Below are 26130 nucleotides of genomic sequence, written 5' to 3'. Positions count from 1 at the left end.
CCTCACGAAAAACTTGAAACCAAAGATTTTACCAATAAATACCACCCATCTACCATTACAAATAGTAATAACTTAAAAGGTAGTGATACCATAGCTGGTGGAAGCATAAACATACCCATTGACATAAGGACACTAGCTACAACTAAATCTATTATCATAAATGGTATATAGAGCATAAATCCTATCATAAAAGCAGTTTTAAGTTCACTTATCATAAAAGCAGGTACTACTACATAAAGTGGTGCATTATCTTTTGTAATCTTATAATTTACCTTTGCTGTATCTATAAATAATTGAAAGTCTTTCTTGTAAGTATATTTAAGCATAAATTGTCTTAAAGGTTTTGCTCCTTCATCTATAGCTTGTTCCTGTGTTATTTTATTCTGCATGTATGGTTGAATAGCATTAGTATTAACTTTACTGTAAACCGGCTGCATAATGAAAACCGTTAAAAATAATGCTAGTCCAATTAATATGGTATTTGGAGGAGACTGCTGTGTTCCCATAGCACCTCTTAAAAATCCAAACACTACTATAATTCTTACAAAGCTTGTCATCATCATGATGAAAGAAGGCAAAATAGTAAGAATTGTCAGCATTATAAGTAATTTTATATTTCCAACATATTGTTGAGGTGTACTTGCATTATCTACTGAAATATTTACCTTTGGTATAGGAAAAGCCTCTGGAGCTGCATAAACTTTAGATGCAGCAAACATTAAAAATATAAATCCTAAAACTAAAGCGCTTATTATAACTTTACTTCTGTTTTTATTCATCTTTATCTTCCTTTTTAAATTTAAGTTTGCTATAAAAATCCTTAAAATCAACATACTGAGGTATAGTTTTTGAGACTTCTATATTTGAAATTTCATCTTCATCAAGCTCTGAAATTATACTTATTTTACCTGCAGTAGACGACAATACATAACCTTTATTTCCAATTTTAACCACCAACAGAGAATTTTCTTTTGATATAGGTGTTCTCTCTAAAATTTTTATATATTTTCCACTTTGAATATTTTGAAGTTTATTTCCTCCAAATTTCACAGATATGTATATGAGTATAAGTACAAAAGGTAAACATATTATTATTTTAAAAAGCATTACCCAAAATTGTAAGTCCATATAATTCTCCATTCTTTAAAATTCTATTGAACTAAAAGATCACTAAAGTAAACATTGTTAATCTGACCTTTTTTAAGCAAAGGATTTATTTTTTGAATAAGTTCCATTTTTAGACTATCCATATTTTTGGGTGTTATTTCAGCTGCTTTTTTGCTTCTAAGTACAGCAATAACAGCATCCCTTATTAATGGTTTTTTCTCTGTTAATTCAGTTTCTAACTTTGAATTTTTATCATATCCTACAAAAATCTTTGTTTTTACATATCTTTTTCCATCTTCATCTGCCAAATTAACTAAACATTCATCTAGTCCTATGTTTTTTTCTGAAACTATTTGTTCCAAATAACTTTGATTTTGTGTTGTCTTTGCCTGTGTTGTTGTTTGTGCTGTTTGCACTGCTGCTGGTGCTGCTGTTTTTTGTGTTCCTTTATCCTTTGCAAACTTAGAGTATCCAAAATATCCACCTGCACCGACAATTATTAATGCTACTAGTCCTATTGCTATAAATTTTATCTTGTTTCCACCTTTTTTTTCTGTTTTATTTTCCATTTTACTTTCTCCTTTTCGCTGCACATTAGTCAACTTGTGAAATTTTTTAATGTTAACCAATAAACGTGAAGTGAAGCTTAGTTTAACTACCTACGTAAATTAGAATATTTCTTCAGAAGGTTGTTTCACATCACCTAAAAATATTTTTCTTTTATATTGAATAACTTTTTCAATAATCTCATCATTAGATTCTTTAACTAAATATTTTCTGCCATTAACTAAAGTTATAACACTCTCTGGTATTTGTTCTAGTTTTTCTATTTGATCAGCATTAACAACAAAAGGTTTATTATCAAGTCCTATAAGCTTTATCATATAAAACCTCCATTTTTTAATTGAAAGTGGAAAGTTGAGAGTTAATGATTTTTTCATTCTAAACATTATTAAACTCTCAACTTCCAATTATCCATTCCTAGCTAAGCCAATTATCTCTTCAAATTAACCAAATCCTGTAATATTTCATCTCCAGTAGTTATTATTTTTCCATTAGCTTGAAAAGCTCTGTTAGCTATTATCATATTAGTAAATTCTTCTGCCAAGTCTACATTAGACATTTCAAGCATACCTTGACGAGCATCTCCATAAGCTGCACTATTGTCATCAGATGAAGTTGAAGTACTTCTTACAACTGGATCTCCTGAATTTGGTGATATTTGATATAGATTTTTACCCAACTTTGAAAGTCCAGCAGGATTTTTAAAAGAAGCCATAGCTATTTGTCCAAGAACTGCTGTACCACTATCTAATGTAGCAGTGATTGTTCCATCTGATCCTATAGAATATGACTTTATCCTATGATTCTTATCACCTGCAGTCAAATACTCTGGTATAACTAATGGAACTAATCCCTCTGCATTCATCTCTGTATCCGCTCCTCCTTCAGCATTGGCATCATAAGTACCCGTACATGCTACTTTTGGATCTTTACTATAAGTTATGCTAACTTTACTATTAGCATATCCATAAACTCTTAATCCATCTGATGTCAGCAAATTTCCTTGAGTATCCAATGTAAATGATCCATCTCTTGTAAAACTAGTAGTTACTCCATCAGGTGACATAGTATGTTTTTCATCATCTGTAACAGTAATTTGAACAGTACCACTATCTTCTGGTACAGCACCTGTTCCTACAATAAAATATCCATCTCCATCTATTGCTACATCAAGAGGTGCTGAAGTTGGCTGCATACTTCCTTGACCAGTAGAAGTATCTATACCTGCTAATTGAACACCAAGACCAACCTGTCTTGGATTAGTGCCACCTAACTTTGAACTAGCCCCTGTAGCTGATGCCATACTTTGGCTTACCATATCTTCAAATCTTGCTCTTTGGGTTTTATAAGCTGTAGTACTTGAATTTGCTATATTATTACCTATTACATCTAATTTTCTTTGATTAACTTTTAATCCACTTATTCCTGAGAACATGGATGGTAACATAAATTTCTACCTCCTAAATTTATTTATTTTACTTTGCTTCAATCGTTCCACAAAGTTAGACATCCTTATTCAGGTCCTGCCTTTATAATATAACTACACTATCAATATTTGTAAAAACATTGTTTTTACTATTTTCTTTAGCCATCGCTGTAATAATAGTTCTGTTTTTTATTGAAGTTATAAGTGCTGTATCTTTATAAAGAATTAGAGTTTCTTTGCTTCCTTTTTGTTCTGCTTTATTAATACCTTCATTTATATTTTTCATATCATTTTCATCAAAATTTATATTTCTTTCCTTGAGTCTTTCAACTGCGTGATTGGATATAACAAAGCCTTCTTTACTATCTATTTTTCTATTTAATAAATCTTTAAAAGAAGCATTACTATTTTCCTTAGCTTTATTATTGCTGCTGTTATAACCTTGGAAATCTTGAATCAAACAAAGTTTACCATTAATAACTCTATATCCCATAGTATCACTCTTCCTGCAAACTAACTTTCATTTACTGAAATTACGTCATGGTACAAAAACTTTTTAATTTCGTTATTTCCAATATCTACATTCAGTTCTACACCATTAGCATTTCTTGATACTCCCTTTACTATTCCAACATAATTTTTCTTACTACTATCTTGTTGATTTAGTTCAACTTTTTTGCCAATTAAAACTGAAGCATTTAAAAACTCAGCAGTACCATCTGCATCATTTGTATACTTATTTAAACTTACCATATCATCTATTTCAGTCACATTTTCGATGTCAAATTTTTCAATATCAGGAACTTCATTCCCTTTTTCATCTTTTTTAGTTCCAACTAGCACATTTAACTGTACAGTATCACCACTTTTAACTACACTGCTTACTAATCCACTATAAAACTTTCCATTTGGATCAAGTTTATTTAAATTTACAGTTTTACCTATTAAATTATTAGCACCTGTAAGCTTCATAGTAGTGTTTAAATTAACCATTTGTTCCAAGCTTGAAAACTGTGCCATCTGTGATACATATTCAGTACCATCTTTAGCATTTGAAGGATCCTGATTTGATAATTCTGCAGCCAAGATTTTAAAAAATGCATTTTTATCCATATCCTGACCTTTTTTTACTATTCTAGTGCCTCTTGAAGTTTTAGTAGCATTACTATCATTAGTTTTATTAACATCACTAGAATTTGTAGCAGTATTTACTCCAGCCATATCTTTACCTCCTAACTTTTAAAAAATTAAGCCTTTACTATGCTAAAATATTTAAATTGCTGTCTATTTCATTTTGATCTTCTACTTCATTTGCTATTTCTTCTATACCACTTATACTCTTAGACTTTTTATGATTTTTACTATTTTCATTATTTCCCTGATTTGAACCATCTTTAAAGAAAGTAGTATCTTCATTATAAATATTTAAAGAAAGACTATTAATCTTTGTGTCATTATTTTGAAGTTTTTGTGTCATATCTGACATATTGGAATTCAATAAATTAAAAGCCTCTTTATTTGAAGCACCAATAGATGCTTTCATAACTCCGCCTTCCATAGTAAGCTTTATAATAACTTCTCCTAATTCTTTAGGTGCAATTTTTACTGTTAAATTCTTTATATTGTTAGTTTCCATATATTTTAAGGTTTTTATTACATCATTAGCCATATTATTTTTGCTTATTACCACATCAGCTACATCATCTACTTTAATATTTTTATTTATATTATTAAATTGAGTCATAAAATTTGTAGCTTTTGAAATTTTATCTTCTTTGTTTTCATCACTAGTAAGAGATTTTAAAAAGTTATCTTCCTTTGATGTTTCCTTATTTGAAGAAGAATAATTTTCATCAGTATTTTGATTTTGCTCCTTACTGCTAACAGATGTTTGATAAAGATTTTTATCATTTGAAGCTTCTTTATAAGTTTCTTTAAAATCTAAAGTATTAATTTTGCTGTCCTTATTTACATTTTTCTGTGAATTTACATCATTTAAGCTTGCATTTAAAGCTGACTTAAGCTCTTGTTGAAGTTTACTTACAATATCTTGTGAAGCTGTAGGCATACTAGTTTTACTTAAATTTTCAGTTATTTGTGGTATTACTTCTTTTTCTACTTGAGAAACTACTTCTTTAGTTAAAAGTAATTTTAATGTTGGATCTTGCACTTTTGAAAGATTTTTATCCAAAGCTTCCTTAAATTTATCTCCAGCGGAATTTAAAATTTGTGAAAGCTTATCTCCAGTAAGATTTTCACCTTCATTTCCTATTGCTTTAACAACAGAATTTACAGCATCTTTTATGTCGGATATAGTATTTGCTTTTAAATTTTGTAAATCTTTAGTATCAACTTTTAAAAGGGATACTAAAAGCATTAGTAACTTATCTGAATCTATTTTACTATTTGAATCTTTGTTCAATATTTTTTCTACTATAACATTTTTCAAATCATCTGGTGATTTGATATTTTCTATATCCTTATCAGATAAACCTGCTTCCTTTAAAGCAGTTTTAGTTTCCTCAGAAATTTCGAATTTAGAATCTTTTAAATCCTGGGACTTATCATTTTTATTGGAAGTTTGAGCATCCTGCCTTACTGAAGTTGTTTTGGATAATACATCATTAAATGCATTACTATTCTTTGAAGTATCACTTTTGTAGTTAACACTATTATTAGTGCTATTAGTATTGCTTACCACACTCAAAACATTCATGCTTGTATTCATTTTTTTCACCTCCTTTCATGATTTCTTATAAATCCATATAGAGCAAATTCATCATTATTTCTTTGCTCTATTAGATTTTGCTCTTTTAAAAATGCCTTTTCACCTTTTTCCTTGAGTATTTCAACTGTTTTTCTGTCAATTTGCTTTTGCTTTAAATCATATCTTTTATCTTCTAAAATTTTTTCTTTCTGCTTAAGTTCTTCTGCAGTCTCATTTATACTATAATTTATTGCATTTAAGTATATATGCGTTATTCTACGTTTTATAGCTGATTCATCGCTGTTAATATTCCTATACTTTTCATAACTTGCATTAAGTTCTTCTAATTTTGTCTCAACTTTTAATTTCTGGTTTTGAGCTTCAGTAAAATTTCTTTTGCTTTCTTCTTCTTTATCCACTCTGATGTCTAAAAGCTTTTGTAATCTAAAATTGTACTTACTCATAAAATCCCCCCTTAGCTTTTATTGAAAAATATTTTCTAAACTTAATACACTTTCTGAAAAGGTTGTATGTTCTTTCATCCCCTGTTTTAAGTAGCCTATTATGTCATCATAATACTGAATTGAAGTATCTACTTTTTCATTACTACCTTTTACATAAGCTCCAATATTTATCAAATCCTCAGAATTCTTATAAGTTGCAAGAAGATCTCTAGCAAAGGAGGCTGCTTTTTTATGCTCATCTTCTGCCACTTCAGACATAAGTCTACTTATGCTGCTAAGTATATCTATAGCTGGGTAATGATTTTTAGCAGCTAAAGCACGAGATAACACAATATGTCCATCTAATATACCTCTTACCGCATCTGCTATAGGTTCATTGAAATCATCACCATCTACTAATACTGTGTAAAAAGCAGTAATTGAACCTTTATCTGACATTCCTGCTCTTTCCATAAGTCTAGGAAGCATTGCAAAAACAGAAGGTGTATATCCCTTTGTTGCTGGTGGCTCTCCTATAGCAAGTCCTATTTCTCTTTGTGCCATAGCAAATCTGGTTACAGAATCCATCATAAGTATTACTTTATTGCCTCTATCCCTGAAATACTCTGCAATTGCTGTAGCAGTAAAAGCACCTTTAAGTCTTACTAGAGCAGGCTTGTCCGAAGTCGCACAAACAATTATAGATTTTTTCATGCCTTCTTCGCCTAAATCTTTTTCTATAAAGTCTTTAACTTCTCTTCCTCTTTCACCTATAAGAGCAATTACATTGACATCAGCTTCTGCATACCTTGCAATCATACCAAGGGTTGTACTCTTTCCTACACCACTACCTGCAAAAATACCAATTCTCTGTCCTTCTCCACAGGTTGTAAAACCGTCAATAGCACGGATTCCTGTAGGTATAACCTCTTTTATTCTCCTTCTTTTTAAAGGATCCGGTGGTTCAGTATCTAGTGGATATACAGTTCCTATATCTATTTCTTCTCCATTTAAAGGTTGTCCAAGTCCATCTAAAACTTTTCCAAAAAGTTCATCTGAGCATTTCACACTTAAAGGCATTCCTTCTGGTACAACTCTGCATCCAGGTGCAATACCTATCAACTCTCCTAAAGGCATCAATATAACATTTTTTTCTCTAAAACCAACAACCTCACAAGTAACAGGGTGATTTTTTTCATTATATATTGTGCAAACCTCACCAACAAATGACTTTATTCCTTCTACCTCTATTGTAAGACCTATAACCTTACTTACAATTCCCTCTGAATAATTAAAATCCGTTTCTTCCAATTTTTTGTTCAAGAAATTGAAGTTTATATCAATCATAAAAACACCTGCCTACTGACCTTTAAGCACTATTTCTTTTATCTTTTCCATAGCTATATTCACATCAACTACAACTTTACCATTTTCTCTTTCAATAACGGCTTTACCAATTTCTACATCTTTATCAGGAATAATGAAAATATCTCCTCTAAATGGAAGTTGCTCTTTCCATAATTCTACTTTATTTTTCAACTCTTCACAATAGATTTCATTACTTTTTATTATGAAAGTTTTGGTATTCTTTACTGTAGATAAAGCCTGGAATATTACATCATTTAATGCTGCTTCATCCTTAACTTCTCTCTTCAAAACAGCTTCTACACAATTTACTATCAAATTTCTTATTTCTTGTTCTTTTTCTTTTAAATATATTTCTTTTTCCTCTTTACAAGTCCTTAATATGTTATCCGCATTATCCTTAATCAATTGTCCTTCTGCTTGAGCCTTTTCTAAATTTTTTTTATAACCATCTTCATAAGATTTATTAAATCCATCATCATAGCCCTTTTGCATTCCTTCATCATAGCCTTTTTCATAAGCTTCCTTTTGTAATCTTTCTGCTTCTATAAAAGCTTTTGAAAGCAAACCATCACTTTGTTTTCTAGCATTTTCCAACATAGTTTTAGCTAAATTTTCATAACTATCTATAAAGGTTTTAGCATTAGTTTCTGCCAAATTTTTTTGTTCAACTTCTTCTTTTGTCTCAAATTCTGTTATTATTTTTTTTAAGCCGTCTTCATCTACTCTGGTATTTTTAATAATCCTATACGATGATTGCATCTTCTCCACCTCTTGATATTACTATCTCTCCAGCTTCATCTAATCTTCTTATAATGCTTACAATTCTCTGTTGAGCTTTTTCCACATCCATAAGTCTTACTGGTCCAAGGAATTCTATATCTTCCTTTAAAGCAGCAGCTGCTCTCTTAGATTGATTTCTAAAAATAGAATTTGCAACTTCTTCTGAACAGCCTTTAAGTGCCAATCCAAGTTCTTTGTTTTCAACTTCTCTAAGAACTCTTTGGATAGAAACATCATCAAGAGTAATAATGTCTTCAAATACAAACATAGACTCTTTAACTTTTTCTGCCAATTCAGCATCTTCTTTTTCAAGACCTTCAGTAATATTTTTCTCTGTAGTTCTATCAACTTGGTTAAGTATATCTACTATAGTTTGAACTCCACCAATTACCTTCATATCAGATTTAACTACTGAAGATAACTTACCATCCAAAACTTTTTCAATTTCCTTTACCACTACTGGAGATGTATTACTCATTGTAGCTATTCTGTAAGCTACTTCTGCCTGCACATCTTCTGGTAATGCAGATAATATTTGTCCTGATTTATCTGATTGAAGATAACATAGTATAAGAGCAATAGTTTGTGGATGCTCATTAGTTATTATATTTAAAAGTTGATGAGCATCTGCCTTTCTAGCTATTGCAAAAGGCCTAAATTGCTGTGTAGCTTCTGTAACCTTGTCCAATATTTCCATAGCTCTTTGACTACCTAATGCTTTGGCTAAAAGGTTTTTAGCATATTCCATTCCACCTTCAGTTAAGTAATCTTTAGCCTTATTCATTTCTATAAACTCTGCAAGTATTTCCTGTTTCTGTTCGGACTTAACTGATGCTATATTAGCTATTTCATAGGTTATTTTCTGTATTTCCGACTCTGGCAATTTCTTAATTATTCCTGCAGAAGCCTCTGGACCAAGAGTTATGAATAATATGGCTGCTTTTTGAACACCTGTTAATTTTTCATTTTCTCTTGCCAAATTTTATCACCTCTCATCTTCTGCTAGCCATGATTTTACAATATCTGCAACCTGTTCTGGCTTTTCCTTTGCATAGTTCTTTATTTCATTTTCCACATGTGTCTGTTCATTTTCACTTTCAAGATCCACAGGCTTATATTTAAATTGCTGTTTTGTAGGTTCCATTTCATCTCCTACAATTACATCAATTCCGCCAGTTTCCTCATCAAATAAATCTTCTTCCTCTTCTCTCTTCTTTCTTCTCCACAAGAATAGAGCTACTGCTGCACCAAGGATTACTGCTGCTAAAATTCCAAGCATTATATAAGTTTTAGTTTTCTTAGCTTGATCAGTTGCTTTATTCATAGCATCCAAATCTTTTTTAGCTTGATCCTTTAATGTAGTATCAAAAGGAATACCCTCTACATTTATAGTATCTCCTCTTTTAGCATCATAGCCTATAGCTGATACTGCAAGATTACTTATAGAAGTTTTAGTAGTAGGATCCACATTTCCATCTAAAGCTACAGAAGCTGTCAATCTTTTAACTGCACCTGGTGCCTTTATAGTCTTTTGTTTTACTTCTGATACATCATAATTCTTAGTACTTTCATCATGTGTTGATGAACCATTTCCAGTGTTATTAGTTGTAGTATTAGTCATATTATTATCTACAGGACTACTAGATGTTGCAGTTCCTTGTCCACCTGTAGATGTATCTTTTACATTATGTTCACTTACTACAACACTTTTAGGATCATAGGTAGTTGAATCCTGCTGCACAGCATCGAAATCCAAATCAGCATTAACTTTAACCTTAACCTTATCCTTACCATAAACAGCTTCCAGCATATTGGAAAGTTTCTTTTCTAATTCTTTTTCATATTGCTGTTTTAACTCCTGTTGCTTTTCTGCCGAAGTAGTAGAATCACTAGTTATATCCTTTTTATCATTAAAAAGATCCTTTGAAAGTAAAGCTAACTTATCATCAATTATTTGTACATTTTCCTTAGGTACATTCTTAACACTTCCTGATACTAAAGCCACTAAAGCTTTTACTTGATCAGAATTTAACTTTTGTCCTTGTTTCATCTGCAAAGTTACAGAAGCACTTCCTGGTTGAGTATCTTTAACGAATTGTGTATCATCTGGAAGTACAAGACTTACTCTAGCATTTTGTATTTCTGGAAGACCTTTTATGGTTCTCTCTAGTTCTCCTTGAAGAGCTCTTTGATAATTTATTTTCATTTCCGCATCCGTAGATCCTAATTTCGTTTTATCTAAAAGTTCAAACCCTTGGCTTCCATTAGTCATATTAACTTCTGACAACATCTGCATTCTTAATTTATCAACTTGACCTTTAGGTACTAATATAGAATTTCCTTGAACTTTTGCATCAACCTTATCAGCTTGCAATTGTTTATAAACTGCTGCAGAATCTGTAGAACTCATATTAGAAAATAAAACATCATATTTTGTTGAACCAAAATATATGCCTAGATATATTAAAGCACCTATAACCGCTGTGAAAATTATTCCAAAAGCTATCTTCTTTTTTTTACTTAAGCCCTTCCACTTTTCTATTAAATTTTTAAAAACTTGTGATAGCTTACCCATTAACTTAGCACTCCTTACCTACTATAACTGCGTCCTATTTAATTCTTGATAGGCTTCCACGAACTTATTCCTGATTTGGACTGCAAGTTCTAATGACATCTTTGCTTCTTCAGTATCTAACATAACTTTATGTATATTTGTTTCATCACCTTTTATAAAGCTTTCAGTAGTATCTTCTGATTTTATTTGCTGAGCATTTACTTCATCCAATTTTCCTTTTAAAAATTCCCCAAATCCAACTGATTGAGTTTCTGCATTTCCGTTTTTATCATTATTGCCAATTCCAATTCCCTGAAAAATTTTACTATCAGGAACAAATTCATTTATTTTCATAATAATTTACCCTACCTTCCAATTTCTAGAGCTTTTGAAAACATAGTCTTTTCAGAACTAATAGCATCTATATTAGCTTCATAAGCTCTTGTAGCTACCATCATATCTGCCATTTCATTTAATACATTTACATTTGGTTTAGACACATATCCTTGAGCATCTGCATCAGGATTAGATGGATCATAAACTCTTCTAAGTGGAGATTCATCATCTACAATTCCAACAGCCTTTACTCCAAGAGGAGTTTGTTCATACTTCCCATTCTGTTTATTTAGCTGTGTATTTAAATTTTCTTGAAAAACTGCAATTTTTCTTCTATATGGTTGTCCATTGGCACCCCTGGTAGTATCTACATTAGCTATATTAGAAGCTATTGTATCCATTCTAAGTCTTTCTGCTGAAAGTCCACTGGCACTTATTCTTAAATTATTAAATGCTTTAATCATAAAAATTCTCCTTTCTTAGCCATTAAAATTATTTTCCACTAATAACATATTTTTCTGAGGTTAATCTACTATTAGCCTGATTTAATAGAGCCATATACATAAGTGTATTTGCAGCTTGATTAGTTTTTTCATTTTCTATATCTACATTATTCCCATCTTCATTCATGCTAGTAGAGTTATCTGTCTTTGTATTTATTTGTCCATAATTTTCTTGTAACTTAATATGTTTATCATCTGTAGTTTTCAAATCTAAATCATCCATATTGCTTTGCAAAGTTTCTTCAAAAGTTACATATTTTCTTTTATATCCTTTTGTATTTATGTTGGCAATGTTATCAGCTGTTGCCTTACTTCTTTCTGTGGAAGCATCTAGCCCTTTTTTTATCAAATTATAAACTTCTTGATCTTTAGAAATACTCCCTATATTCAACTCCAATCCCCCATTTTCATATAAATTTCTCCATAATTTCTACAATTTTAATATAATTTTATTTTACATTAAAACGAACTCAATATAAACTATTTTATCATAAAATCTAAAATAAATGTTAATTTTTAAAAAAGTTCTTGTAATTTTTTTATTATTTTTAGCATAATGTTTTAATTCCACTTAAAAACATATTAACGTTTTTTTGTTTTTTATTTCAAAATTTAAAAACTTGATTTAAATAATACTATTTTGTCCTTATTATTATACAATATCAAGGTATGTTTTACTATATAATTTTAAAATGCAATTTTATGCAAATTCAATTTTGTAAAATTTTCACAACAAATAGCATTAATACTCAATTTTTAACAAAAAAACAGTACCAATTTAACTTCTAAATTTGGTACTGTTTTTCTCACATTATTTACTTCTTACGTTTTCAAGTATTTTTAATGCATCCTGTGGTAACTTATTTGTTTGAACCATCATAGCATTTCCTGCTTGAACAAGTATACTTGCTCTGCTATAATTAACCATTTCCTCAGCTATATCCGTATCACGAATTCCACTATCTGCAGATTCTAGCCTATCAGACATTTCAGTGGCATCATCAAAGCTTTCTTGAAATCTATTTTCTAATGCCCCATACCCACTTCTTATAGAAACTATGCTATTCAAAGATTGATCTATAATATTTAAAGCATCATCAATATTATTACCATTAGTTATGTTATATAAATCACCAGATTTTAATTGTGACAAACTTTTTCCATCTGAAGTTTTCAAATTTTTAGAAGTTACATCCTTTTGAGGTACAATAATACTCTCTCCTACATTAGCACCTACAAGCATTTCTAAGTCCTTTTCTTGCCCTAACAGTTTTAACCCATTAAACTCAGTATTATTAGCTATATTATCCATTCCGTCTATCATTTGATCAATTTCATTTTGTATAACTTGTTTATCACCTGGATTATTTGAACCACTTCCTGATTGCACTACAAGTTCCCTCACCCTCTGAATCATTGAAGTCATTTCATCTAGCCCACCCTCAGCAGTTTGAAGCATGCTCATACCATCTTGTGAATTTCTCGCTGCCATTTGAAGTCCACGTATTTGCATTCTAATTCTTTCACTATCAGCAATACCATTAGGACTATCCTTAGCATTATTTACTTTATATCCTGAAGATATTCTTCCCATTGCAACACTTTGGCTCCTCAATGATTTTGAATAAGCTGTATATACATTTAGCGATGCTGAATTATGATTTAATCTCATATTATTCACCCCAAATCACATAAAAAATTAATTTTTATTTTTAATTTGCTAATGTTACCTTTATGTTAATGTTACTTTGTGTGGAATCTACATCCAATATAGAAGTTCCAAGTAAATTTCCTTTATTATCATATAAATAAACTTCTACTGTGTTTCCTGCTACTAATGAAGCACAAGTATCTCCAATATTAAAAAAGTTTTTATTTCCATATATTTTATATTTAGAAACAGAAGGTAAATTTGTAGATATAGTTATTTTCTTAATTTCAGGAATAGCCTGAGCAACTAATACATTAGCTGAAGTAGTATATTCATTATTATCTTTAGAATTTAGACTGAAATTTAATACTACAGATTTCGGTAAATTTTCTCCTTTTTTAGATTTAGTATTTTTCCATATAGTTAATTTATATTTATGTGACATTTTATAACCACCTGAAGGCGGGTTAACCTTTGCTAAATTCTCGTTATCTCCTGCCGAAACAGTAACATTAACATATCCTCCATCTGTAAGATCTTGCATACTAACATTATTACTTAATGAACTAATATCTACTGGTGCTCTAAATTGCAGCATCCAAACCTTATTTACATCACTTATAGCTCTATTTCCCATATCATTAAAATCTTCTGCTGCTGAAACACTTAAAGCACCATAAGAAACACAACAAGTCATTATAAAGACTAAAATAAAAACAGCTTTTCCTATAATTTTTTTCAATTTATATTCCTCCTTTAAAGTATTACTTATTTATTATCGTCAATACATAGGTATTTCTTTATGGTAATTAACACATTTTACAACTTTAGTTTGATGTGAATTATTAACAACTTTCCATTTTAACTACCTAATATATACTTTATTAAATATTTTTTCATATCAACAAAAATAAGTAGACCAGAATCTTACTCCAGCCTACAGATAACATTTCTTTAATTAGTTGAAATTTAAACTCATATTACTTTTAGTAGTTGAAACATCCATATCTGCTGTTCCAAGTATATTCCCTGTTGAATCGCATATATAAACTTTAACAGTACTTTTGCCTGATAATAAAACCATAGGTTTTCCTATATCATATAGATTATTATTTCCCTCAATTTTATATTTTACTGCACCTGGCAAATTCGTAGAAGTTATTGTTATTTGTTTAAAAATGCTAATAGCAGATGAAACTGTTACATTTGCAGTTATAGTATAATTAGTACTCTTTGATTGAACTACAAAATTAAATGTAATATTTTTTTCTAATGAACCACCACTAATCAATTTTATATTTCTATTCAAAATTATTTGATAACTATGACCTACTATGTAACCCCCTGTAGGAGCACTTACTTTAACAACAGCTTTACTATCACCTTGTAATGGAGTTATTGAAAGATTATTACCAGAAGTAACATCCTTAATTTCTATATTACCTTGAATAGAATCAAAATCTATTGGTTTGTTAAAAGTTATTGTCCATGTTTTATTTACATTAGTTATAGTTTTAGTTCCCATATTTAAAACATTATTATCAGCAGCTAAAACTTCATTACCACTAAAAAATATAAATATAAACATTGAAAAAAATAGTAAAGCATATTTTTTAATTTTTTTGGTCAACTTAGTTCCCTCCTATTTACTGATTAATAGTTAAAACTAAGGAGAAAGGTTTGTTCCTTTCCCCTTTTTACTTTTAGAAAATTTTATTTTCAAAGGTTATTGTCCACCTGTTAAATGAGTTTCTAAAATTGTAAGTGCACTTCCTGTTTTCGCTAATGTTATGCTATTTCCAGCTACACCTTCTGTTTTAGCTGTTATAGTTATAGTTCCACTTACATTTGTTGCAGTAACACTAGATACTAAAGCATTAATATCTGCTACTAATTCATCTGCAGTAGAAAAATTAGTATTACTAGTTTTAGAAGCTGCTTTGGTAAATTTTACTCCTGCAACTGTTACAGTATCATCATTTGCTGGAGATCCAAAGGTTATAGTTCCTGATGCTTTAACGGATGCAGCTGTTACAGTAACCTTAGATGAATATTCACTTGCTGATGCTGTTGATGTTGGTTTTAGCCTAATTCTAATAGCATTTACTGAACCTGTTGCAGTTACAGTTCCAATTCCATTTGCATCTGTAGAAGCTATTGCAATACTTGAGGATGACCAATTACTTCCTCCATCTGTTGAAGTTTCTACCTCATATGCATTTACCTGACTAGGATTTAATCCAGCAATAGTAACTACTCCAGTTGAAGTTACTATTGATGCACTTATTCCAGTAGTATCAATAGTCTGCTGTCTTGGATTAATTGTTAAATGCTTAGTTAATCCCACAGAAGCACCTGTTGGTGTATAAGTTATATAAACATCTTGAGCACTAGAACCATTAGCTGGTATTAGACTGTTACTATTAAGATCTATAGTATTACCACTAAATGTATTCCATGTAGTTCCATCACTAGACCACTGCATACTATTACCATTAACTCCCGTAATTTGTTCATTATTGTAATCTATAGCTGCACTTGGTGCTGCTTGTATAGTTATAGTTGTCATAAATCCTGGCATTGCAGTACCTACCGCTTTACTTCTTACTTCTATGGAACCTGCTTGTGTTACTGGTATAGGATTTGCATCTAAATCAGTCCAGTTACCTGTTGTACTAGCTGTCTTCACTCTATACTCTAATCCTGTTTGAAGACTAGTTAACTTGACTTTGGTTTCTGTTGCTGTTGATTCCACTGATGATGTTACACTTGGTACTCCTGCTTGACTTATAGATATTTTTTCAACATTAGAAGCTTTAGTAGTACCTGATGCTTTTGTTCTAATCCATACACCATTAGTTGTATTTATAAGCTCTGCATCTCCTGATTGTAAATTCTTACTTCCATCTACATCTTTCCATGTTAATCCACCATTTACACTATATTGTGCAGCTCCACTTAATGTGCCTACTAATTTGTTGTTTGAATCATATCCACCAAAGCTAAATGTTAGATTTGGTGCTGCTGGTGACTGTGTTAATAAAATAATTTGCGCCTCTGAAGCTGGTGTATTTCCATTTGCTTTATATCTTACTTGTACACCATTTGTACTAGTACTGTTCAATGAATTCAATTCAGTTGTTGAAGTAATCAATTGAGTTCCTTGTGATGTTACCGGTATCCATGATTGTCCATTATTTACACTATATTCTTCAGTAGTATTTACACTTCCAAGCTGTGCAGTACCATTACTATTGAATGTAAATGTTGCAGTCGTTGGTGCGTCTGGTGGATTTTGTGTTGGATCATTATTTGCACTATCCATTTTAAAGTTTATAGTTTTTATAGTTGTAGCTCCATTTATAATGTTTGTAGTATTTAACTTCAATACATAATTTCCATTAACTGTTATTGCTTTACCTGAATTATAATCAGTTTCATATCCATCTCTCATTATTGTAGCTTTAGTAACATTATTTGAATCTACATCTGTTATCGTTATTCCATTAGTAGTTATTGGACTAGTTTCATTATAAATTGCTCCTTCTGTTACTCCTGAAACTGTTGGTGATGTTGCCACATCCGTTGTATCAACTCTAAATACCTTTGTTGATATACTTGTTGCTCCATTTTCATTACTCTTAGATGTAACTGTTAATTTATAATATCCATCCTGCTGTATAGTTGAATTTTGTACAAAAGCTACTTTAGCCGCATTTGTCCATACACTGTCAGCTGTAGGATCACTAATTGAATTTGAATAATCTACTCTCTGAAGTACTGTTGTTGCAACGGTTCCTGCCAAATTTAGCCATGTTGGTGTTGCTTGATAAAGTGTTGGAACTTTATTAGTTGAGAGTGTACCTGCTTTTTCAACAAAGCTTATATCAACTGGTGAAGGTATTGCTGAACTTACTGTAAACTTAATTTTAGTACTGTTTGATGCAGAAGTTGGATTCATTGATGGAACAGTTTTGGTTCCTGTTACTGTTAAAACATAATTTCCATCTCCTGCTGTTTTTATTTCATTAAGTAAAGCAGTTCCATCTGCTGGAGAAGATAATGCTACCCCATCTTTAGTTAGAGTTGCAACATAAGTTATTGTTGTACCTGATGCTGCATCAGACGTATTGCTATTCCATGTTACAGTTGGGAATAATTCCTTACCAGTTGCTGCATCTGCTTTAGTCGTGTAAGTTCCACCATTTGTCAATCCTGTTATTATAGGTAATGGGAATAATCCATATTTTGCAGGTTTACTTTCAAGTACTGGTCCTGAAGCACCAATTTTAACAGCTACTTGCAGAGACCTAGTCATTGAAATTGGTGTAGATCCCGATTCACAAGTAGTCCATGCTGCTGTTGAACTATCAGGATCATTATAAGTAAATGACATTCCTGTAGTAGTTCCTGTAATTCTTCCAAGATTTAAATCAATACCTACGTAATCAGGTACCACTGCTCTACTTATTTCAACTGGTGCTGAAGGAGCACTATCTACAGTACTTGAAGCAACCACTCTAAGCATTTGCTTCAAATTGGTATTTCCATCTATCTTAGATATCATAGTAGGAACATTAATAACTCCACTACTATTTGCTGTTGTAGAAATCTGTAAACCATCTAAAGCTGGCACAGTTCCATCTAAATTTTCATCTTGTATATAAATCTTATATGATTTACCAGGTTTTAATCCAGTTACATTTTGATTAGTTGCATCTACTGCAAATCCTACTGGTGCTTCTGCTTGATATTGAACAGCTACCTTACTACCTTCTAATCTTCCCGTCTTAGTTAAACTAATATATACATTTCCACCATCAGGAGAAAGATTTAGTCCTGTCATGTTTACATTTCCATTTGCATCTACAGTAGCTGTTTTTAATGGTTTTGTATCTGTTATATTGTTATAAACATTTACAACATCACCAGTAGTTAATCCTGTAATACTAATTGTATCTTTACTTCCTACATTATTCACAATTTTTACATTATTAGCATCAATAGCTCCAGAATCTAACGCTACACTTAATGTAACTGTATTTCCATATCCTAATATAGTTCCTTTAAAAGTATAAACACCTTTGCTTGACTTAGGTATCGTTTTATTCCAAGCTACTACTAAAGTCTGTTGACTTCCATCACTCATTATACAAGATACAGTCTCTGGAAAATTAAATTTTGTTATATCATCTGTTGTATACGTCGGTATAGGATTAATGGTCACTACTTTATTGGTTAACTTAGGTTTTTTTATAGCAATTCCCTTTTGAGTTCCATCTCCATCTTTAGAAGCAATGTAAGCCTTTCCAGCTTTTGAATAATACAAGTCATCACCTATTATATTCATATAATTGGCTGAGTCATCTACCACCTTATATCCATTACCTGTAGTATCCAATTTGTATATTTTATTACCATCTACATAACTTATATAATATATGTCATTATCATCAGTAGCACATATTTGTGTAGCTTTATCAGTCAACGTTGTATAAGCACCAGCTTTTGAAGCTACATTAGTAGTTACAGTCATTGGCACTGGATTCTGACCTTCAGCATTTGTAGACCTGTACAATACACCATCATATCCTGTATAAAATACTAAATAATCATTACAAGCATTAACAAATTTTGTATTTATAGTACTTATTCTTGCTTTTCTACTATTTTGTATGTCATAACTGTACAATCTATTGTAGTCAGCAGTATTAATATAGAACAAATAGTTTCCTGTAACACTTAAATATGATGCTGGATCAGTCAAAAGCATATTGTTTCCTTTTGAATTTAGTACATATATTCTATCTCTATCACCATGATTAATATAATATATTGAGTCTCCCTTAACATTTATATATGAAGCCATGTTATCTGAAACTTTTTGTCTTTGAGTTCCATCTGTCTGTACTTTATAAATCTTTCCACCATCACTATAATTACTATAATATACCCAATCTCCAATTACGTTTATAAACTTTACATTATCATTGCTAATAAGAAAATCACTTGTACCAGTTACACTTTTTCTATAAAGCTTATTACCATCACCTGTATTACTGTAATAAATCCATTTTCCACTCTTATCAATACTGGCAAAACCATTATTAGTTATATTATAAGCTTTGTTTCCTAAAGTAGATGAATCAACTCCTGTTGAATTTCCTGTCAACTGCAAAGTGACTGTTAAGTTTACATCTCCAGAAGCATTTCCATTTGTAACTAAATTTAAATACCCATTTGCCAATTCTGTAACTCCATCACTAGCATATATATGGAGTAAACCATTAGCTCCAGCTGAAAGTTGTCCCATGTAATTAACCAGATCAGTTAATGGTGTTATAGTACTATTTCCAACTTGAAAATAAGCTGCACCAGTTACTCCTGATAACTGACTTATCTGACATGTAAACAAATATAATCCTCCAGGTAATTGCTTATAAGTAACATGAACTATAGTAGTGGCCCCATTAGCTATAGTAGGAGGTTGATAGTTACCATCTGCACCTGTAACTATTTTTTCAGTTGTTCCATTGCCTGGATAATAGGTCAATGTATTTCCTACTCTAGATACTATTTGACTATCAGTAACAGTTGAATTTGTAAATATATCTTTTGTTGTACCTGTTGAATCTACATAATATATATTACCTAAATTATTTGCCAATTGATCATTTACTTTAGCTGTATTAGTACCACTGCTATCATTTGTAAAATAGGTAACATCATATACATTATTTCCTACAACTATAGAATTAGCTGGCAACTGAGCATAAACACTAGAACATATACCAAGTGAAATAACTGCTGTCATTACCAACAATCTAGTTTTTTTCATTATCTTCCTACCTCCATCAAATTTATTTTCATGTAATTCCTTTATAATACGTTAATACCAACGCTCTTTATAAAATAATATCCATATTTCTATACTCGTAACATATTGTAGAAATTTTACACTTTTTAGTTAATAATTTTTTAGGAAATAGTAAAAATTAACTATTTCCCATTTATGTTATTTATTCAAAATTCACTATTGAACCTTAATTGTAACTGTTATTGGTGTACTATAATGACTTATAGTTGCTGTAACATGATAAGTATTTGAATCACTTATATCTATAACTGGTGGATTCCATAAAAGAACATGTACTTTTTTTGCTTCTCTATTTCCATCTGCATTATTTATAACTGCACATATCCTATTAGATAATTCATCCATATTAAATGTTCCTCCTGAATAATCACTTCTTTTAACAGTTATAGCTATAGCTGGTACATTACCAGTATTGTTATCTACATTAAGAGTAATAATTTTAGGTATTATACCTATAGTTGCTTTAACCTTTCTGTTACCACTTATAGCACCATTTAAAGTAAATTTAGCAACCCTACAATCATCTATATATGTGCTGTCTACAAAGGTAGAATCAATACTTACAGCCTCTGTCCAAGTAACTGCAACTTGTTTTCCAGTAGTTGGATCTTTTACTGTAGTTGGGTATGATTCATTTTGCATTATAGCAGCTAACTCACCTAAATCAATTGTATCTGGATTACTAGGATCTGGTGGATTATCAGGATAATTTGGATCATTTGGATCTTGTCCGCCCTCTCCTGTAACTATAAGCATAAGACCTACTTTTCCACTATATCCACTTACAGTTCCTTCATAAGTATATACTCCAGTAGCATACTTATTTTCAGTTCCCCATGTTACTGGCACACTTTGGGTTGAATTGTCAGTCATTATAGCTGTTACTGTTGATGGTAATGTAAAGTTAGACTTAGTAGCTACTGTTTTCTTTATATTATTTATAGTTTTTATAACTTTTGAACTTGTACCATTATCAGTAACTGTCAAGGTAAGTTTAACCTTCTTACTATAATTATCAACAGTGCCATAAAAAACATATACCCCTGGTTTATTCCCACTTTGAGTTCCATAATCCCATGTAACAGGCACTTGAGTTTTAGTTCCATCAGTCATTTGTGCTTCTACAGTACTTGGAACATTAAAAAACTGTCTACTAACTGCTGTTTTAGTTAAATCATCAATCTTATAAGGTATTGGTTTAACCCTAAGAGTAGCAAGCACAGTTTTATCAGTACCATGAATAGTTCCTGTAAAAGTATATATTCCTGGTTTAGACGTATTTATTTTAGTAAGATTCCAATCCACATTAACTTCTTTTTTGCTTCCATCACTAGCGGTTACAATCATAGTTGGCCTTGGTGTATACTTTTCATTTTGAACTATAGTATCTGTAATATTATCAATACTAGCTATTGCACTTGGTAAACTTTTAGCAATTTGCTCTGATTCATAGCTAACTGCTCCTGGTCCACCTAGAACTTTTATATTATTAACTATATGAGATTTTAAAAAGTTCTGTGTAGCATAAGACATAGGAGAATCCACAAATATAATTGGTGAAGTGGTTTTTGGAGCAAGCGCTGAAGCTCCTAACGAATCTGGAAAATCTTTAGCTGATGAAATATATATAGTATCTGTCTTTAATTCTCCTAAAAAAGCATTTACTACACCTATATTAGAACTATAAATATCGCCGCCACCTATTCTTTTTATATTCGGAAGTCCTGATATTACAGAATCACTTATTTTATCTTGTCCACCTACTACATATATCTGATCTGCCTTTTTATATCCTTGAAGATATTTACTTACAGAAGCCGGCATACTATAAGTATCTACAGGAATTACTGGCATTCCCTTAGCTGCTGCTATAGCTGAAATAGACATTCCATCTCTAAAATCATTGCTATTTATAAGCGCAACCTCATTAGATTTACCAAGTTTTCCAGCTATTTGTATTGCAGTATCATATCTATCAACGCCGCCTAACCTTGTAACCTTTATTCCTCTGGATTTTAAAGAATCCTCTATGGCTTGAGATACAACTCCTCTACCTCCAATTATAAATGCATTTTTCACACCTAATCTATTTATCTCTACAGAAGTATAAGGATTTAATACATCTTTAGATGTAAGTAAAATTGGTGCATCATTCTTTTTGGCTAAAGGAGCTGCTGCCAAAGCATCCGGAAAGTTTTCTCCATTTACTATAACTACATTCTGAGAACTTTTCCAACCATCCTGACAAACTTTAGCTGCAGTCTCATATCTGTCTATTCCATTATATCTGGTTGTTATAGTTTCAGCTTTAACCTTAAAAGCTGAAAAGCATAAGCCGGCTACTAGAACTGCTACAATAAAAGTTAATCTTTTGCTTTTCAATATTACTACTCCTTTCTAAATTTCTTCTAAGACTGCATCTACAGCATTAAAGAAATCTTTATAGTTTTGATACATTGTTATTTTTTCTGAAGCCAAATCATTATCTTTTTGAATTTCATCAAGTGCACGCTGAAGATTTTTTATATCCTTGTTACTTGAATAATTTGGCGTTTCATAGGATGCCTCTTGAAGCTGTTCTTTAATTTTTTCCATATCAGTATTATATTTTTGTACTAAATTTCTATAATAGTCATATCTGTAATCTGCATAGACATAATTTATTTTTCCTATCAATTTTTCTTTTTCTATAGGTTTAGATGTAGATGAAAGTTGCGCTTCCAAATCCTTAACATTTTTATTCATTTGATCTTTCTTATTCATTTCTTCTACATTATAGTTAATAGCATCCAATTCATTTTTAAGGCTATCTACATATTCTTGACTCATACCACCTAAAGATATCTCATAAGTAATCCAATCTCTATTTCTGTAAAGATCTTGTAACTTACTATCATATGTGCCTAAGTCATATGCATGATATAATTTTCTATACCTAAGTTTATTATAATCTCCATAGCTATACATGCTTTGAAAATTTGAAATTTCATCTTTAATTTGAGCATCTATTGTGGTATCTTTATCATAAGAAGTACTTCCTACAACTGACATCACATCAAAATCTTTATAATATAAGGATTTTGAAATATTTAGTATTGGAGTATAATCTTTTATAGGATTATCTTCCATGTAAAGCGTAGTTAAATGAGTAAGACCACTAAGCGATGAAACGTCATCTATTCTATCATTACTAATATTTAAATACTTTAAATTAGTTAAGTTTTTTAAAGGCTTCAAATCATCACTAGTTATAGCTCTGTTATAGCTTACATCTAAATAAGTTATTCCTGTTAGCTTTTCTATAAAATCCAAATCATATAAATCAGCATGACTCAATTTTAATTTAGTAAGATTAGTTAGATTTTCCAAGTTGTTTAAGCTACCAACATCATTACCATTCAAATTCAACGATACTAAACTTGTCATATCTTTTAAATTACTAATACTTGTTATTTGATTTCTATTTCCAGAATAATCATCTAAAATACTATTACTTAAATCTAAAGAAACAATATGCTTTAACTTTTTAAAAACATTATCACTGGTTTCACCATATTCAGTTTCGTTATCCTCTTTATACATATTTCTTGAATGATCAAGGTCAGATATCTCATTATCACTTAAATTAAGTTCTTTAAGATTTACTAAATTTGAAATATAAGATATATCTTCTATATTGTTATGACTTAAATCAAGATTTTCAAGTTCATCTAATCTTACAATTGGACTTATATCTTTTATTTGATTATAACTTAAATTTAGACTTTTAAGATGAATTAAGTTTTCAAGTCCTGAAACGCTTAATATATTCTGATTAGTAAGATCTAAAGAAGTTATTCCTTTTACATCTGAAAAATATATATTTCTATCATGAATATTTAATTTATCCCTTATAACTTTTTCAAAAGCTTTATCTGGAAATTTAACTGCATCAGAATCTGATTTAAATCCTACTGTATTATCAAAGGCTATATTTCCAAATACTTCACTTACCCTGGTTCCTGGCATTACTCCTTCGCCTCCAAGAACTGTAAGATATTCAGGATTTACAGAATCATTACCATAATTGGGGATTTTACTTAAAATAAAATCTTTTATTATACTTGAATTAGAAGAACCAGAAAGTATTATAGGAGACTTTGATTTTGCTGCAAGTGCTGCCCCAGACAATGCATCTGCAAAACCTTCTCCAGAAGCTAAGTACAAATTATTAAGGCTTAACATATCACCTTTGACAAAATATTGAGCTTGTTTATCATTATCATCATAATCTTCTCTATTTTGTGTACTTGTACCATTAGATTTTTGTACAAACCTAGCTATTGCATTTATATTTCTATAATATTTATCCTTACCTTCAATTCTTTCCACATTGTTTCCTTCACCTTCAAATTCGCTAACTACATTATCAGTTACTACATTACTATCTCCCATTACAAAAACATGGTAATCTCTATAAGTTCCAGAATTTGTACTGGTACTGCTAGAACTAGAGCCAGTACTACTATTGTCATATTCACTATTTTTTATGACATTTAAATTTCTTATATATTTTTTAGTTGCATCAGGCACATAATTTTTAGGAACTAAAAGCACAGGTACTCCCATAGCTGCAGCAGCAGGACCTATGGATAAAGCATCTGCATAATCTTCTCCTGTAGCTACTGTAAGTGCATCTACTTTACCAAACTTTTCAGCTACTTTCACTGAAGTTTCATATCTATCTGCCCCTGCTAGTCTTTCGGTTTGTATTCCTTGGTTTTGCAATTGAGTCTCTATACTACTGCTTATAGAACCTTGTCCTCCTATTAAAAATACCTTTCCAACGTGAAGCTTTTTAATTTCATCCATAACATTTGCTGGCATAAAATTATTATAAGTTAAAAGTATTGGTGCATCATATTTTTTAGCAAGAGGAACTGAACTTAAAGCATCTGGATAATTTTCTCCACAAGCAATTACCGCATAGTAGGAAGATGACCATCCATCTTGTGCTACCTTAATGCAAGTATCATATCTATCGTTCCCTCCCAATCTTTTTATACTAGGAAATGACGCTTGTACTGTATATGGAAATGCAGTGCCTAAAACAAATGTTAATATTAAAATGGCTATATTCTTCCTTCTCCTAATCACTTTTTTTCCTCCAAATGTAAAATATAAATTCATAGTAAAAAACATACTTTGTTTATATTATTATCGAACAATGTTTAATTATCCTTAATCATTATTTAAAGGATAATTATACCACATGTTACAAAATCCATCAAAAAAATCTAGGAATATGCACAGCATTTTATCCTAGATTTAAACTTTTTATTTAAAACATCTTGGTCTCATACGGTTCTATTTTAACATAGACTTCAAACATTTCCAAAGCTTGCTTTTCACTTATCTGGCCATTTACCAGTTTTCTGTGTAAAATATATAGATTGGCATTCATGTCTGGATCAGTAGTTTTTGTTTCTTTCATTTTCTTCAATATTCTCTCTTCAAGAGATAGACTATTTATACTTAACTCTTCTTCTAAAAGATTAAATAATCTTTCTGCCTCTTTTTTTATACTCTTCTCTTTACTGGTCATTTTTATAGTACTTAAACCATTTCTTACTTTTTCTAGAAGTTGTCTATCTATATACATTTTTCCTTCATTATCCAAATTGCATTACCACCTTTATATTCTTAACTTAGTATATAATAGTAAATTTTATTAATTTTATTTTATCAACTAATCTACCTCTATGTCAATTAAATATGTCAAATAAATATAACTTATTTAATAAAAAATTTATTTATTTTCAACAAGTCATACAC

Annotated in this window: 23 protein-coding genes; all 23 read right to left on the bottom strand. The window is 30.6% G+C overall.

Annotated features, from left to right (window positions below; genetic code table 11):
- Positions 1 to 2: 2 nt before the first annotated feature.
- The 23 genes from fliP to Ccar_RS25155 all read right to left on the bottom strand — a co-directional run bounded on the left by fliP (position 3) and on the right by Ccar_RS25155 (position 25975).
- Positions 3 to 779 carry a flagellar type III secretion system pore protein FliP gene (gene fliP, locus Ccar_RS25265; protein ID WP_007064780.1) on the bottom strand — a complete coding sequence of 259 codons (777 nt, stop codon included), beginning with the start codon at positions 777 to 779 and terminating at the stop codon, positions 3 to 5.
- The gene (fliO, locus tag Ccar_RS25260) at positions 772 to 1128 is read right to left on the bottom strand and encodes a flagellar biosynthetic protein FliO (protein WP_007059544.1); all 357 of its coding nucleotides are present in this window, start codon (positions 1126 to 1128) and stop codon (positions 772 to 774) included. The genes fliP and fliO overlap by 8 nt, the downstream gene beginning before the upstream one ends.
- 23 nt (positions 1129 to 1151) lie before the next feature.
- A complete protein-coding gene (locus Ccar_RS25255) occupies positions 1152 to 1676 on the bottom strand; it encodes a flagellar basal body-associated FliL family protein (RefSeq protein ID WP_007064781.1) in 525 nt (174 codons plus the stop codon).
- Positions 1677 to 1775: 99 nt separating this feature from the next.
- Positions 1776 to 1991 (bottom strand): flagellar FlbD family protein, encoded by a 216-nt coding sequence (locus Ccar_RS25250; RefSeq protein ID WP_007059546.1) that lies wholly within the window; start codon positions 1989 to 1991, stop codon positions 1776 to 1778.
- A 110-nt stretch (positions 1992 to 2101) separates the two neighbouring features.
- On the bottom strand, positions 2102 to 3118 hold the full coding sequence (locus Ccar_RS25245) for a flagellar hook-basal body complex protein (RefSeq protein WP_007059547.1): 1017 nt from the start codon (positions 3116 to 3118) through the stop codon (positions 2102 to 2104).
- An 82-nt stretch (positions 3119 to 3200) separates the two neighbouring features.
- Positions 3201 to 3590 carry a TIGR02530 family flagellar biosynthesis protein gene (locus Ccar_RS25240; RefSeq protein WP_007059548.1) on the bottom strand — a complete coding sequence of 130 codons (390 nt, stop codon included), beginning with the start codon at positions 3588 to 3590 and terminating at the stop codon, positions 3201 to 3203.
- Between the two features lie 20 nt (positions 3591 to 3610).
- Complete coding sequence (locus Ccar_RS25235; protein WP_007059549.1) at positions 3611 to 4318, bottom strand: flagellar hook assembly protein FlgD; 708 nt, start codon at positions 4316 to 4318, stop codon at positions 3611 to 3613.
- A 37-nt stretch (positions 4319 to 4355) separates the two neighbouring features.
- On the bottom strand, positions 4356 to 5825 hold the full coding sequence (locus Ccar_RS25230) for a flagellar hook-length control protein FliK (RefSeq protein WP_007059550.1): 1470 nt from the start codon (positions 5823 to 5825) through the stop codon (positions 4356 to 4358).
- Positions 5826 to 5830: 5 nt separating this feature from the next.
- The gene (gene fliJ / locus Ccar_RS25225) at positions 5831 to 6268 is read right to left on the bottom strand and encodes a flagellar export protein FliJ (RefSeq protein ID WP_007059551.1); all 438 of its coding nucleotides are present in this window, start codon (positions 6266 to 6268) and stop codon (positions 5831 to 5833) included.
- A gap of 18 nt (positions 6269 to 6286) precedes the next feature.
- Complete coding sequence (gene fliI, locus Ccar_RS25220) at positions 6287 to 7594, bottom strand: flagellar protein export ATPase FliI (RefSeq protein ID WP_007059552.1); 1308 nt, start codon at positions 7592 to 7594, stop codon at positions 6287 to 6289.
- Positions 7595 to 7606: 12 nt separating this feature from the next.
- Positions 7607 to 8374 (bottom strand): FliH/SctL family protein, encoded by a 768-nt coding sequence (locus Ccar_RS25215; RefSeq protein ID WP_007059553.1) that lies wholly within the window; start codon positions 8372 to 8374, stop codon positions 7607 to 7609.
- Complete coding sequence (fliG, locus tag Ccar_RS25210; RefSeq protein ID WP_007059554.1) at positions 8358 to 9374, bottom strand: flagellar motor switch protein FliG; 1017 nt, start codon at positions 9372 to 9374, stop codon at positions 8358 to 8360. The genes Ccar_RS25215 and fliG overlap by 17 nt, the downstream gene beginning before the upstream one ends.
- A gap of 6 nt (positions 9375 to 9380) precedes the next feature.
- On the bottom strand, positions 9381 to 10970 hold the full coding sequence (fliF, locus tag Ccar_RS25205) for a flagellar basal-body MS-ring/collar protein FliF (protein ID WP_007059555.1): 1590 nt from the start codon (positions 10968 to 10970) through the stop codon (positions 9381 to 9383).
- Between the two features lie 21 nt (positions 10971 to 10991).
- A complete protein-coding gene (gene fliE / locus Ccar_RS25200; protein WP_007059556.1) occupies positions 10992 to 11303 on the bottom strand; it encodes a flagellar hook-basal body complex protein FliE in 312 nt (103 codons plus the stop codon).
- Positions 11304 to 11314: 11 nt separating this feature from the next.
- The gene (gene flgC, locus Ccar_RS25195) at positions 11315 to 11749 is read right to left on the bottom strand and encodes a flagellar basal body rod protein FlgC (RefSeq protein ID WP_007059557.1); all 435 of its coding nucleotides are present in this window, start codon (positions 11747 to 11749) and stop codon (positions 11315 to 11317) included.
- Between the two features lie 28 nt (positions 11750 to 11777).
- Positions 11778 to 12179: a flagellar basal body rod protein FlgB gene (flgB, locus tag Ccar_RS25190; protein WP_007059558.1), complete on the bottom strand. Its 402-nt coding sequence runs from the start codon at positions 12177 to 12179 to the stop codon at positions 11778 to 11780.
- A 420-nt stretch (positions 12180 to 12599) separates the two neighbouring features.
- Positions 12600 to 13460: a flagellin N-terminal helical domain-containing protein gene (locus tag Ccar_RS25185; RefSeq protein ID WP_007059559.1), complete on the bottom strand. Its 861-nt coding sequence runs from the start codon at positions 13458 to 13460 to the stop codon at positions 12600 to 12602.
- 40 nt (positions 13461 to 13500) lie between these two features.
- On the bottom strand, positions 13501 to 14181 hold the full coding sequence (locus Ccar_RS25180; RefSeq protein ID WP_007059560.1) for a hypothetical protein: 681 nt from the start codon (positions 14179 to 14181) through the stop codon (positions 13501 to 13503).
- Positions 14182 to 14397: 216 nt separating this feature from the next.
- Positions 14398 to 15069, bottom strand: coding sequence for a hypothetical protein (locus tag Ccar_RS25175; RefSeq protein ID WP_007059561.1), 672 nt, complete (start codon positions 15067 to 15069; stop codon positions 14398 to 14400).
- A 96-nt stretch (positions 15070 to 15165) separates the two neighbouring features.
- Positions 15166 to 20277 (bottom strand): DUF5050 domain-containing protein, encoded by a 5112-nt coding sequence (locus tag Ccar_RS25170; protein WP_007059562.1) that lies wholly within the window; start codon positions 20275 to 20277, stop codon positions 15166 to 15168.
- 195 nt (positions 20278 to 20472) lie between these two features.
- Complete coding sequence (locus Ccar_RS25165) at positions 20473 to 22698, bottom strand: cell wall-binding repeat-containing protein (RefSeq protein ID WP_007059563.1); 2226 nt, start codon at positions 22696 to 22698, stop codon at positions 20473 to 20475.
- Positions 22699 to 22713: 15 nt separating this feature from the next.
- The gene (locus Ccar_RS25160; protein WP_007059564.1) at positions 22714 to 25452 is read right to left on the bottom strand and encodes a cell wall-binding repeat-containing protein; all 2739 of its coding nucleotides are present in this window, start codon (positions 25450 to 25452) and stop codon (positions 22714 to 22716) included.
- A gap of 184 nt (positions 25453 to 25636) precedes the next feature.
- A complete protein-coding gene (locus Ccar_RS25155) occupies positions 25637 to 25975 on the bottom strand; it encodes a hypothetical protein (RefSeq protein ID WP_007059565.1) in 339 nt (112 codons plus the stop codon).
- Positions 25976 to 26130: the final 155 nt, after the last annotated feature.

It is taken from the genome of Clostridium carboxidivorans P7 (genome assembly GCF_001038625.1).
In the GTDB taxonomy this organism is placed as follows: Bacteria; Bacillota; Clostridia; order Clostridiales; family Clostridiaceae; genus Clostridium_AM; species Clostridium_AM carboxidivorans.
Note: the sequence above shows the minus strand (reverse complement) of the source record. Positions and strands in the feature narration are given on the sequence as shown.

Coding starts and splice junctions, on each gene's coding strand:
- fliP (WP_007064780.1), bottom strand. CDS start 779: ATGAATAAAAACAGAAGTAAAGTTATAATAAGCGCTTTAGTTTTAGGA.
- fliO (WP_007059544.1), bottom strand. CDS start 1,128: ATGGACTTACAATTTTGGGTAATGCTTTTTAAAATAATAATATGTTTA.
- Ccar_RS25255 (WP_007064781.1), bottom strand. CDS start 1,676: ATGGAAAATAAAACAGAAAAAAAAGGTGGAAACAAGATAAAATTTATA.
- Ccar_RS25250 (WP_007059546.1), bottom strand. CDS start 1,991: ATGATAAAGCTTATAGGACTTGATAATAAACCTTTTGTTGTTAATGCT.
- Ccar_RS25245 (WP_007059547.1), bottom strand. CDS start 3,118: ATGTTACCATCCATGTTCTCAGGAATAAGTGGATTAAAAGTTAATCAA.
- Ccar_RS25240 (WP_007059548.1), bottom strand. CDS start 3,590: ATGGGATATAGAGTTATTAATGGTAAACTTTGTTTGATTCAAGATTTC.
- Ccar_RS25235 (WP_007059549.1), bottom strand. CDS start 4,318: ATGGCTGGAGTAAATACTGCTACAAATTCTAGTGATGTTAATAAAACT.
- Ccar_RS25230 (WP_007059550.1), bottom strand. CDS start 5,825: ATGAATACAAGCATGAATGTTTTGAGTGTGGTAAGCAATACTAATAGC.
- fliJ (WP_007059551.1), bottom strand. CDS start 6,268: ATGAGTAAGTACAATTTTAGATTACAAAAGCTTTTAGACATCAGAGTG.
- fliI (WP_007059552.1), bottom strand. CDS start 7,594: ATGATTGATATAAACTTCAATTTCTTGAACAAAAAATTGGAAGAAACG.
- Ccar_RS25215 (WP_007059553.1), bottom strand. CDS start 8,374: ATGCAATCATCGTATAGGATTATTAAAAATACCAGAGTAGATGAAGAC.
- fliF (WP_007059555.1), bottom strand. CDS start 10,970: ATGGGTAAGCTATCACAAGTTTTTAAAAATTTAATAGAAAAGTGGAAG.
- fliE (WP_007059556.1), bottom strand. CDS start 11,303: ATGAAAATAAATGAATTTGTTCCTGATAGTAAAATTTTTCAGGGAATT.
- flgC (WP_007059557.1), bottom strand. CDS start 11,749: ATGATTAAAGCATTTAATAATTTAAGAATAAGTGCCAGTGGACTTTCA.
- Ccar_RS25185 (WP_007059559.1), bottom strand. CDS start 13,460: ATGAGATTAAATCATAATTCAGCATCGCTAAATGTATATACAGCTTAT.
- Ccar_RS25170 (WP_007059562.1), bottom strand. CDS start 20,277: ATGAAAAAAACTAGATTGTTGGTAATGACAGCAGTTATTTCACTTGGT.